The organism is Winogradskyella ursingii (assembly GCF_013403975.1).
Taxonomy (GTDB): domain Bacteria; phylum Bacteroidota; class Bacteroidia; order Flavobacteriales; family Flavobacteriaceae; genus Winogradskyella; species Winogradskyella ursingii.
Genome location: NZ_JABFDH010000006.1, coordinates 74889 through 86713, shown reverse-complemented (window position 1 = coordinate 86713; position 11825 = coordinate 74889). Strand labels below are relative to the sequence as shown.

10 protein-coding genes and 1 tRNA gene are annotated in these 11825 nt (G+C 35.5%); 6 read left to right on the top strand and 5 right to left on the bottom strand.

Annotation, left to right across the window (positions count from 1 at the left end; translation table 11 throughout):
* The first annotated feature begins 6 nt into the window (after positions 1-6).
* Positions 7-1155, top strand: coding sequence for a 3,4-dihydroxy-2-butanone-4-phosphate synthase (gene ribB, locus HM983_RS14765; protein ID WP_179346510.1), 1149 nt, complete (start codon positions 7-9; stop codon positions 1153-1155).
* Here the strand turns inward: ribB and HM983_RS14760 are convergent.
* The 4 genes from HM983_RS14760 to HM983_RS14745 all read right to left on the bottom strand — a co-directional run bounded on the left by HM983_RS14760 (position 1152) and on the right by HM983_RS14745 (position 5762).
* The gene (locus tag HM983_RS14760; RefSeq protein WP_246277528.1) at positions 1152-2708 is read right to left on the bottom strand and encodes a family 16 glycosylhydrolase; all 1557 of its coding nucleotides are present in this window, start codon (positions 2706-2708) and stop codon (positions 1152-1154) included. The two genes, ribB and HM983_RS14760, sit on opposite strands and share 4 nt — an antisense overlap.
* Before the next feature lie 86 nt (positions 2709-2794).
* Positions 2795-3988 carry a DegT/DnrJ/EryC1/StrS family aminotransferase gene (locus HM983_RS14755; RefSeq protein WP_179346509.1) on the bottom strand — a complete coding sequence of 398 codons (1194 nt, stop codon included), beginning with the start codon at positions 3986-3988 and terminating at the stop codon, positions 2795-2797.
* 69 nt (positions 3989-4057) lie between these two features.
* Positions 4058-4687: an NAD(P)H-dependent oxidoreductase gene (locus tag HM983_RS14750; protein WP_179346508.1), complete on the bottom strand. Its 630-nt coding sequence runs from the start codon at positions 4685-4687 to the stop codon at positions 4058-4060.
* 301 nt (positions 4688-4988) lie between these two features.
* Entirely contained in the window at positions 4989-5762 is a 774-nt protein-coding gene (locus tag HM983_RS14745; RefSeq protein WP_179346507.1) for a DeoR/GlpR family DNA-binding transcription regulator, read from the bottom strand.
* Positions 5763-5891: 129 nt separating this feature from the next.
* Here HM983_RS14745 and HM983_RS14740 point away from each other — a divergent pair, with 129 nt between their 5' ends.
* Genes HM983_RS14740 through HM983_RS14730 form a run of 3 tightly spaced genes read left to right on the top strand, consistent with a single transcriptional unit; the run spans position 5892 to position 9709 of the window.
* On the top strand, positions 5892-7457 hold the full coding sequence (locus tag HM983_RS14740) for a glycerol-3-phosphate dehydrogenase/oxidase (protein ID WP_179346506.1): 1566 nt from the start codon (positions 5892-5894) through the stop codon (positions 7455-7457).
* A gap of 13 nt (positions 7458-7470) precedes the next feature.
* Positions 7471-8973: a glycerol kinase GlpK gene (glpK, locus tag HM983_RS14735; protein WP_179346505.1), complete on the top strand. Its 1503-nt coding sequence runs from the start codon at positions 7471-7473 to the stop codon at positions 8971-8973.
* 7 nt (positions 8974-8980) lie between these two features.
* Positions 8981-9709 carry an MIP/aquaporin family protein gene (locus tag HM983_RS14730; protein WP_179346504.1) on the top strand — a complete coding sequence of 243 codons (729 nt, stop codon included), beginning with the start codon at positions 8981-8983 and terminating at the stop codon, positions 9707-9709.
* Between the two features lie 693 nt (positions 9710-10402).
* Here the strand turns inward: HM983_RS14730 and HM983_RS14725 are convergent.
* Positions 10403-10487 (bottom strand) — tRNA-Ser (locus HM983_RS14725).
* Between the two features lie 165 nt (positions 10488-10652).
* Here HM983_RS14725 and HM983_RS14720 point away from each other — a divergent pair.
* The gene (locus HM983_RS14720) at positions 10653-11432 is read left to right on the top strand and encodes a DUF3108 domain-containing protein (RefSeq protein ID WP_179346503.1); all 780 of its coding nucleotides are present in this window, start codon (positions 10653-10655) and stop codon (positions 11430-11432) included.
* 6 nt (positions 11433-11438) lie between these two features.
* Positions 11439-11774, top strand: a complete 336-nt coding sequence (locus HM983_RS14715) for an FUSC family protein (RefSeq protein WP_179346502.1) — start codon at positions 11439-11441, stop codon at positions 11772-11774.
* Positions 11775-11825 lie beyond the last annotated feature (51 nt).

Sequence of the window (11825 nt, the reverse complement as noted above, 5' to 3'; positions counted from 1 at the left end):
ACTACTATGATTTCTAATTCCGTTAGTGCAAAAACACAATTAAATACTATTGAAGAGGCTATTGAAGATATTCGCCAAGGAAAGGTGATTATCGTAGTAGACGACGAAAATCGTGAAAACGAAGGTGATTTTTTGGCAGCAGCAGCAAGCGTCACACCCGAAACCATTAATTTTATGGCAACTCATGGACGTGGACTAATTTGTGCTCCTTTAACCGAACAGCGTTGCAAGGATTTAGACTTGACCATGATGGTACGTAATAATACTGACCCAATGGAAACGGCCTTTACCGTTTCAGTAGATTTACGCGGTAATGGTGTAAGCACGGGAATTTCTGCTAGTGATAGAGCAAAAACAATAAAGGCACTTATAAATAAGGAAACTAAGTCGTTTGAACTTGCCAGGCCTGGACATATATTTCCACTCGTTGCCAAAGATGGTGGTGTTTTAAGAAGAACTGGCCATACAGAAGCTGCAATTGACTTTGCTCGCTTAGCAGGTTTCGAACCAGCTGGAGTCATTGTAGAAATTATGAACGATGATGGTACTATGGCTCGCTTGCCACAGTTGCTCAAAGTAGCCAAAAAATTTGATCTTAAAATTGTTTCGATTGAAGATTTAGTGGCCTATAGAATGGAGCACGATTCTTTAATAGAAAAAAAGGAAGATTTTAATATTGAAACTCGTTTCGGTAAATTTAGACTTAGAGCGTACCAACAGACTACCAACAATCAAGTGCATATTGCACTAACAAAAGGAACTTGGAAATTAGACGATCCTATCCTAACTCGTGTTAATGCCACATTGGTTAATAATGATATTTTGGGAACGCTCACAAACAATGCCGACAAGAAATTGGATGATATGTTCAAGGTGATTAATAACGAAGGTAAGGGAGCCATAATATTTATTAATCAACAGGCACAATCCATGAATCTTTTAGCCAGATTGGCTGTTTTAAAAGAAAATCAAGTTGAAGGTGAATTGATAAAAGCCCCAAGCATAGCAATGGATTCAAAAGATTTTGGTATAGGTGCTCAAATTTTGCATGATCTCAAAATCAGCAAGTTGAAGCTAATATCCAATAGTTTGCAAACTAAACGAGTAGGAATGATTGGTTATGGTCTTGAAATTGTTGAATACGTTAACTATTAATTAACCGCAACCTTTTTTATAACCGTCGTATTCTCTGAGTATATTTTTACTAAATATATCCCTGCTTCGATATCCTCTAAGTTCAATTCTTTTATATCATGGTTATTAACCAAAACCAATTGACCTAAAGAATTATAGAGTTCTATACGGTCAATTTGATTAATTGATTGCACTTTTATAGTAGATGTCGCAGGATTAGGATATACTCTGAATTCTTCCGAGATTTTATCTTCAATTCCCAATGCACTATTCTGGTATATCCTCACATAATCAATAACCATACTGCTTTCGGTAAAGTTGGAATCTATAGCACCGGAGATTCCTCCCATTGCAACATTTAGTAACAAGTATTGATCTTCAAAAAATGGCCACGTATCACTATCCTTTACCGCAGGATTGTACGTATAGAAACCTACTCCATCTATTAAAAACGTAATCTGATCTGGAGACCAGTTCATGGAATACACATGAAATTCGTTGGCAACATCATTTAAAATGTAAGATCTAACATTTATGGTATTACCAAAACTAGAGGGTGTATGCAAAGCACTACTAACGTGATTTGTTTCGCCTAAGCCATGTTCCATAATATCAATTTCACCACAGCCTGGCCAGTTTACTGTACCAAAACCTTGAGTATCCCAATAGCCTCCATCTTCATTTACATTTTTTCCAAGGGTCCAAATTGCGGGCCAAGTGCCTTCTCCAAATGGTAATTTTGCCCTAACATCTACTCTACCATAAGTAAAGGCAAACTTAGAATTTAATCTAGCCGACGTATATTGCTTTGTTTCACCTTGATCTGTGAAACTTTCTTTTTTGGCTACAATGTTTAAAAATCCATCTTCAACAAAAGAATTTTCAATGCGGTTGGTATAGTGTTGCTCTTCACCATTAAACCAATTGCCACCAGCAGGCAATTGCGTTTGATGGAACCAATTGTTGCTATCAATTGTTCCATTTGTATCAAATTCATCTGCCCAAACTAAATCATTATAAATCACATCCAGTTCATAAGGATCAGTTGGCTCCGAACCATCGTCAATATTGTCAATTAAGTACGTACCTGAAACTGTTTCTCCTCCATCTATAAATATAGTTAATCTTGAGTAACTTCCTGTAGCATTAACAGAAGTCGATGTTCCGCTAATTGTAGCATTAGAAAAATCGAAAGAAATATTATTGGTCCACCCTATAGTTGATGTATTTCTAACTACTTCTATATCTGGATTACTGCCCTGCTCTAACTTCACATATATATTGTGGACATTGGGATCGAAAGCATAAAATGAAAGGGTTATAATTTTTTCGGAATTTAAATCTATAGGAGAAGCTAAATCAATATAAAACCCTTGCCAAGATTCTGATCCGTCATTAAAAAACTGACCAACTGAATTGGTCGAGTCTTCAGGATCTGTGGCAAAAGAAAAACTACTATTGGCAAAACCAATAAAATTATCGGCATTATCTGAAAAATCAATTGGCATTTGTTGAGCCATCAAGCCATTGACAAAAAGAACAAGTAATATTATTGATCTATTATCTAATAGCATTTTTTATTTTCAAAATTAAGATCTTTCATGGCTTGTTATCAATAAATGGGCTATACAAAAACCATACATCTAGACTTAATTTCGAATCACACTAAGCCTTGTATGATTTTCTTCATTTTAGCAGCTCTATCCCTAATCTCTTCTTCAGTCCAAGAAAGCTTTATCAAGCAAGAAATATTGCGACCAATAAAATGATCAGATTGCTCAAAAGATTTTGTTTTAAGATATTCTAACCCATTTTTTACTTCTGGCGAGATAGGATATAGTGATTTTAAATCCTTAAAATGATTCCATTTTCTAATATAGTGCCAATTGTTGTCATAATAATTCCAACAAACATCCACTCCATTCTCCTTGAAGCCCGTGGAGACTTTACGAGCTGTTTCTAAATCTGGCAGAAAGAAATTTAAAAATGCGTAGCTTTCTTCACCACCTTTAGGTACAGTTCTAAATGTAACCTCAGGTATTTCGGATAACGCGTCTCTCAAGATGGTATAGTTTTTTTTCTGAATAGCGATAAACTCTGGCAGTCGTCTCACTTGTGCCAAACCAACAGCAGCATGTAGTTCTGAAATTCTAAAATTATAGCCCAAAAATGGATGAGTTTCCGCACCTCTATCGCTACCAATATGGTCGTGACCATGATCGCTAAAATGATCGGCATTTCTGTAATAATCAATATTATTGGTTACTACTGCTCCACCCTCTCCACATGTAATCGTCTTTACAAAGTCGAATGAAAAACACCCTAAATCGGCAATACTACCCAATGGTTTACCCTTATAAGTTCCGCCAATAGCTTGGCAGGCATCTTCGATAAAAATCAAATTATGTTTTCTACAAATGTCACTCAAAGCATCCATATTGCCCATACTACCACACATCTGAACCACCATAACGGCTTTTGTCTTATCTGTAATTGCAGTTTCAACAGCTTTAGGATCTAATGTTAAAGTGTCATCAATATCAACTAAAACCGGAATGGCCCCAAGCATCATTATGGCTTCAAAACTTGCTACAAACGTAAATGTTGGCATAATGACCTCATCACCTGCTCCAACACCTGCAGCAGCCAGTGCCACAGAAACAGCAGCAGTTCCACTTGATACTAATTGCACGTGCTTTGAGCCAAAAGATTCGCTCAACTCAAACTCAAGTTCTCTTGCCTTCCAGTGACCGTTGCGCATACCATCAAATCCATAACGCATCAGCACTCCGTTATCCAAAACATCGTTAACTTCTTTTCTTTCTAAATCACTAAATAATTCAAATCCTGGCATAAGTTATTTCTAAAATTTTAGGTATAGTTTAAAGATAATATTTTGAGATTTCTAAACAGTGTTTTGCAGCTATAATTCCACGATGGTTTCGGAAAGCGGTTTACGGACTTTTTTAAAATCCGCGAACATGTCGTCTTCTGCCCTATATCCAACTGGCAATAGTAAAACAGATTTAAGATCATGTTTTTCTAAACCTAGAATCTTATCCAGTTCAGCAGGGTCGAACCCTTCCATTGGACAACTATCTATATTTTCTACAGCACAAATAGTCATTAAATTACCGAGTGCAATATAAGCTTGCTTTGTAGCCCAATCTGATTTTTTTTCAATTGGCATATTGTTAATTGTGGTCATTAAATCTAATCGGAAAGGTTTAAGAATAGATTCAGGCGTTTTTCTTACCTCTTGTATTGCATCAAAATGTTGATTTACATCTTCCTCATTAATCTGGTTCTGAATACACAAAACCAATAAATGTGAGGCATCAACAACCTGCCGTTGGCCAAAGGAAATTGCAACTAAATTCTCACGTAATTCTTTATTCTTAACAACTACCATTTTTAACGTCTGTAGACCGTAAGACAGTGCTGTTAGATTAAAAGCTTCTTTTAAAATATTGAGTTTATCTTTAGAAAGAATTTTTGTAGGGTCGAATTTTTTGGTCGCATAGCGCCATTTTAACTGTTCTATTATAGACATATTACTTTTTTACAAAAGTACACAATTCAACCTACTATAATAAATTTCAGTTTTAAAATATAGTCTATTTAATATTCTTAATACACCCATTTCTATAGGCCTCTTCAAACTCTTCAATAAGTTCAGGATAGGATTTTGCCAAGTCGTTTCGTTCTTCCGGATCTTCTTCAATATGAAATAATTTTTAAACTTAAATCATCACGTATGGGAGCAATATATTCAGCAAATGACTCACTCTTCTAAGTATTCTCTTAGTAAACAGGTACTTTTAACAGAAGTAAAATGGTTGTTTTTTTTATTGCTAATTGATTCTTGTTGGCAGATTAGCTATAGTTATTTTTATATCTTTTTCTTTGAGTCGTTTAACGTTATAATCTGAAATTCCTTTGTCAGTAATGATTTCGTCAATATTAGATAGCGAGCAAATTTTCGCAAAGCCCTTTTTTCCAAATTTTGAGGAATCAGCCAATACAATAACTTTTTGAGCTGCGGTAATCATTTTTTTGTTGAGTTCAGCCTCATCAAGATTGGTGGTTGACAATCCATAATCAAAGTCGATACCATCCACACCCAAAAAAACTTTGCTACATGATATGTTATCGAGAATATATTCTGAATATGAACCTACAACAGATGCCGAGCTATGCCTTATGTAGCCACCCAACTGCAAAATATCTATATTTTTATATGGTAGCAATTCTAACACTACATAGAGCGAAGAAGTAATCACCGTTAGCTTGTTTTTGGCTACTAAAAATTTTGAAAGTGCTTGTACCGTAGTACCAGAAGCTATCATTATAGAATCATTCTCCACAATACGACTTGCAGCCATTTGAGCGATACCATTTTTTTCTTCCACAGAAATTTTCTCTTTATCAACTACCGCACGCTCATTAATATAAGGATTATCCAATGACGCTCCACCGTGAGTTCTATAAAGCAACCTTTTCTCCTCTAAAAATTTAAGGTCTTTTCTAATGGTCACTGCAGAGACATCAAATTTTTCACAAAGATCTGCCACTTCAAGGTATTTTTCCTGCCTTAACTTCTCTAATATAATTTGATGTCGTTTCATATATGACACAAATATAATAAAACGAAATTATATGAAACCTTTTTGATGTTATATAGATTATTATTTATTTCGTTTAATTTCGTTTTAAAAAAACCATATATTTGTTTCAACTATATATTAGAAAATTTAATGTTCGAAAGATCCTTATTGATTGACCAACTAAAACACACCAAAAAATGGGATGTTATTATCATTGGTGGCGGAGCAACAGGACTTGGAGTTGCGTTAGACTGCACCACAAGAGGTTACAAGACGTTACTTTTAGAACAGGTCGATTTTGCAAAAGGAACATCAAGCAGAAGCACAAAATTAGTTCACGGAGGTGTCCGTTATTTAGCACAAGGACATATAGATTTAGTAAAAGAAGCCCTACATGAGCGTGGTCTAATGTTAAAAAATGCCTCGCACCTCGTTGGCAATCAACCTTTTATTATACCTAATTACAAATGGTGGGACAAATGGTTTTACACTTTAGGACTCAAAGTTTATGACTTTTTAGCAGGAAAATTGAGTTTCGGAAAATCAATGGGCATCAGCAAATCAGAGACAGTAAACAGACTTTCAACAGTACGGAAAGATAAACTAAAAGGAGGCGTTGTCTATCATGATGGTCAATTTGACGACGCTAGATTAGCAGTTAATATTGCACAAACCGCGATAGAAAATGGAGCAACCTTACTAAATCATTTTAAAGTAAAAAACCTTACCAAAGACGAAAAGAACTTGGTAAATGGGATAATTGCTATTGATACCGAAACACTTAAGGAATATGAACTCAGCGGTAGAACCATTATAAATGCAACCGGAGTTTTTACTGATGAAATTCTTAAAATGGACAACCAACATGCTGAAGATAAAATACGTCCCAGCCAAGGTATCCATCTCGTTCTAGACCGTTCTTTTTTACCGGGAAATGATGCCATTATGATTCCAAAAACCGACGATGGACGTGTTTTATTTTTAGTCCCTTGGCATGATCGTGTGGTTGTTGGTACTACAGACACGCTTTTGGACAGCCATAGTTTAGAACCAAAACCTTTGAAGGAAGAAATTAATTTTATTCTTGATACGGCTAACAAATATCTAAATAAACATGTCACCAAGGACGATGTGTTGAGCATTTTTGCTGGTTTAAGACCGTTGGCCGCACCAAAAGATAAATCTGAGAAGACCAAGGAAATTTCACGTAGCCATAAAATTATTGTTTCAAATTCAGAATTGATTACCATTACAGGTGGCAAGTGGACAACCTACCGTAAAATGGCTCAAGACACCGTTGATAAAATGATTAATCTTAAAAATCTACAGCAGCGAGATTGTAAGACAGAAGATTTACTCATTCACGGAGCCAATGGCACCGTTGATAAATCTAACAGGCTTTTTTTCTATGGGACGGACAAATATGGCATTCAAAAATTAATAGATGAAGACCCAACCTTAGCAGAACCACTTCATCCAAGGCTAGAATTTACGAAAGCTGAAGTTGTTTGGTCAATAAAAAATGAAATGGCCAGAACGATTGAAGATGTGTTAGCACGTCGCGTAAGAGTATTATTTTTAGATGCTAAAGCCGCTATAGAAATTTCACCTTATGTTGGGGAAGTTTTACGTAAAGAATTAAACCAGACAGATGAATGGCGCCAAATTCAAATTTCCGAATTTCTAACTGTGGCAGATCAATATGTCCTAAAATAATCAATCTTTAACTATGGAAAAATATATTCTTGCCTTGGACCAAGGAACCACGAGCTCACGAGCAATTGTTTTTGACAAAAAAGGAAACATTGTATCAATGGCGCAAAAAGAATTTACACAACATTTTCCGAAGCCAGGCTGGGTAGAACATGACGCACAGGAAATATGGTCCACACAAGCTGGAGTTGCCGCTGAAGCCATTGCGAAGAAGGGTTTAAATGTTGAAAATATAGCTGCAATTGGTATAACCAATCAGCGAGAAACTGTTGTAGTTTGGGATAAAAAGACAGGCCAACCTATTTATAATGCCATTGTCTGGCAAGACAAAAGAACATCAGATCACTGTGATCAACTAAAAAAAGATGGCAAGGAGAAATTAATTAAAGAAAAAACCGGACTGGTAATTGACTCATACTTCTCTGGCACAAAAGTAAAATGGATTCTTGATAATGTTAGCGGTGCACGCAAAAAAGCTGAAGCCGGAGATTTAATTTTAGGCACCATTGATTCCTGGATCATTTGGAATTTCACTAAAGGAAAACAACACATTACCGATGTTACTAATGCCTCGAGAACCCTGTTGTTCAATATAAATACTATGCAATGGGACGATGAGCTGTTAGAACTTCTAAACATCCCAAAAAGCATGTTGCCAGAAGTAAAACAATCCAGTGAGATATATGGCCACACCACCTCTACTTTTTATGATTCTAAAATTCCTATCGCGGGAATTGCGGGAGATCAACAAGCGGCATTATTTGGTCAGATGTGTACCAAGCCTGGAATGGTAAAAAACACCTACGGTACTGGTTGTTTTATGCTTATGAATATTGGCGATAAACCTATTATTTCAGAAAACAATCTCCTGACTACTGTAGCATGGAAAATTGATGGAAAAACCACCTATGCTTTAGAAGGAAGTATTTTTATCGCAGGTGCTGTAGTACAGTGGTTAAGAGACAGCTTAAAAATTATTCGAAATTCTTCAGACATAGAACAACTCGCTTCTTCTGTTGAATCTTCGGATGGAGTATATTTTGTTCCTGCCTTTGCGGGTCTTGGTGCACCACATTGGAATCAACATGCAAAAGGAACTATTTTCGGACTTACTCGCGGAAGTACTGATGCTCATATCGCGAGAGCCGCATTGGAATCTATTGCATTTCAAACTATGGACATTTTAAAAGCCATGGAAGCAGATGCGGATATGTCAATTAAGGAATTACGTGTAGATGGAGGAGCAACAATCAATAATATGCTGATGCAATTTCAATCTAATGTACTAAACACTAAAACAATAAGGCCAAAAGTGGTAGAAACCACAGCAATGGGTGCGGCATTTTTAGCAGGTTTGGCAGTTGGTTTCTGGGAAAGTCCTGAGGAAATACAAAATATATGGCAAATTGACAAAAGCTTTGACCCAATCTCAAATAGAGAGAAAATCGAAGCAAACATAAAAGGTTGGTACAGAGCAATTGATGCTTTAGAATATTGGACAGATAATAACATAAAATAAATTTATTATGACACCATTTATAGCTGAAATTATTGGAACTGCAATTTTAATATTACTTGGTGGTGGCGTAGTTGCGAATGTCGCACTTAACAAAACCTTTGGCCATAGCAGCGGATGGATTGTAATTACAACGGGTTGGGCACTGGCAGTTTATGTAGCCGTTGTCATCAGTGGCCCATACAGTGGCGCACACATCAACCCAGCCGTAACGATTTCTCTCGCCATAGCTGGCTCGCTTCCTTGGGCAGATGTACCAATGTATATTGTAGCTCAAATGCTTGGTGCAATGATAGGGTCAACAACAGTTTGGGTGATGTACAAAAAACATTTTGAAGTAACCGAAGATGCTGAGACTAAAAAAGCCGTGTTTTGTACAGCTCCAGCAATTAAACATACATTCTCGAACTTTTTCAGCGAAGCAGTAGGCACTTTTGTTCTATTATTTACAATTCTGTATTTTACAGACGCCACCATAAACGATACAGAAACCGTGGTAGGTTTGGGCTCTTTAGGAGCATTACCCGTTACCTTTTTGGTCTGGGCTATTGGTCTTTCTCTGGGTGGTACAACTGGCTACGCTATTAATCCTGCTAGAGATTTAGGCCCAAGAATTATGCATGCTATTTTACCAATAAAGAATAAAGCTCCAAGTGACTGGTCGTACGCATGGATTCCCGTAATTGGCCCACTAGTTGGCGGCGCACTTGCGGCGGCACTTATGCTTTTTTTATCATAATATCGTTCACAAAATTTGAACCCAATTAGATTGATCAAATTTCGAATTTTGCTGGTTCGCTTACTAAAAGACGCCTAACCTTTAGACTGATAAATTGAATCTTGTCCTATGAAATTAATTTTTTTTCAAATCCTAACCTAACTGTGCCTCAAGGCTATGGACAATAATAACCGCTAATTGAAAAATTTACAAGTATGGAATATGGTGACGACAACCAAATCTGATTGATAAGCTAAAGCGACAACAGTTTTACCTATATTACCGACAACAAAAATCTTTTAGAATTTAATAGGTGCGTTTGGAATGCACATCCATCTTAGAATAATTAAACATTAGATGCTGTCCGCACTATTATTTCTAAATTTCCTTAAGACCATTTTGCTGTTTTTGCAGAATTAATAATTGGATAGTGGATCCTCCTAAGAACTTGAGATCAAAAAACATCCTCACGATTATTGTTTTAATTAAAATTGCAACTATTTTCTTAATTGTATTGATTTGATCACAGCTATATTAAATACTTTCGATAAAATTACATTTGAGAAACAAATAAAATAACAAAGCTCATCAGTTAAAAATTGCAATTAAATTTCTTATAAAAATCAAATTTCTAAACTCTAAGAATTATTCGCTTATCTTCTTCAGTATAGAACAATAAAAAAGCCAAATGCAGGACATTTGGCTTAATTTTCGCGGAGAAAGAGGGATTCGAACCCCCGGAGGTGTGACCCTCAACAGTTTTCAAGACTGCCGCATTCGACCACTCTGCCATTTCTCCTTTAGCGGGTGCAAATATATAGTCCTTTTTATTCTAGTCAAAGTTTTTTATCTAGTTTTTTAATTAAAATTCAATACTACTAATTGAAAAATAAAAATTAGCTTCATTTAATTTTGAATCGTATTTTTCGGCACAGTAAATGATACTATTATTACATCAATAAATATGAAAAATTTTCTGATTATTTTTTTAGCTTTCTTTAGTTCTTTGGCTTGGGCTCAGAATACAACAATAGCAAACGGTGAAAAATTAGTGTATTCAGCATCCTACAATATGTCTGGACTTATGACCGATATTGCACAGGTAACAATGGAAACAAGTGAAGTAAAAACTTCAAAAAATACTTTAATGCGATTAAAGTGCTCTGCTGCCACGTATAGTAAAATGGATAATTTTTTTAAAATTAGAGATTTATACGAAAGCTACGTGCACCCAAAAACCTTGACTCCATACCTTTACAAAAGAGATATAAGCGAAGGTGGGTATTACAAATTTATGCAGTATACCTATGATCACAAATCAAATTTGGTTAAAAGTCTTAAACGGAAAAAGAAAAATAACGGTGAAATTTGGGATGAGAATAAATCAATAAAAATCAGCACAAACACCAAGGACATTGTATCTACACTATACCATATAAGAAATTTAGATATTGACAAAGCAAACGTTGGTGACCAACAGAATTTCATCGTGCTCTTTGATAATAAAGAAACTATCGTTACTGTACAACTAATCGGTAAAGAAACTTTGTCTACAAAAATCGGAAATAAGTTATGTTATAAACTGGCTCTTTCAATTAAAGGAAGTGACGTTCTAAAAGGCAATAATGCTAATCTGTTGTGGCTAACTGCGGATGCTAACAAAACGCCCGTATATGCTAAATTTAAAATACCAGTAGGTAATGGCGAACTGAAATTAATATCAGCATCTGGTCTCAAAAATTAATTGGTTATGAAAAAAGTTTTTATCGTGTTAGGTTTTGTCAGTGCGTTATTAGCAGTAGTTCTGGCTGTCACTCCATTATCAAACTTAGCAATTGCACCGATTATAGTAGCATTTCTTTGTGGTTTGATTGTTGTTCTCATTTCTAAGAGAGACAAGAAAAAAACCAAGACCATTCAGTATATTTTTCTTTTGATTATTATATCATTGAGTTTAACCATTTACAAAAATCTATTCAGCACTGCAGAATTAGGCGACACAGAACAACTTGAACAACGAGCAGAAGAAAATTTGGAAGATTCTAAAGATATTTTAGAGGATATTGAAATTGATGATGACTTTTAATTTCTATTCTAATAGCAAGAAAATTTTTTCAGTTTTTTAACTTATTTTAGC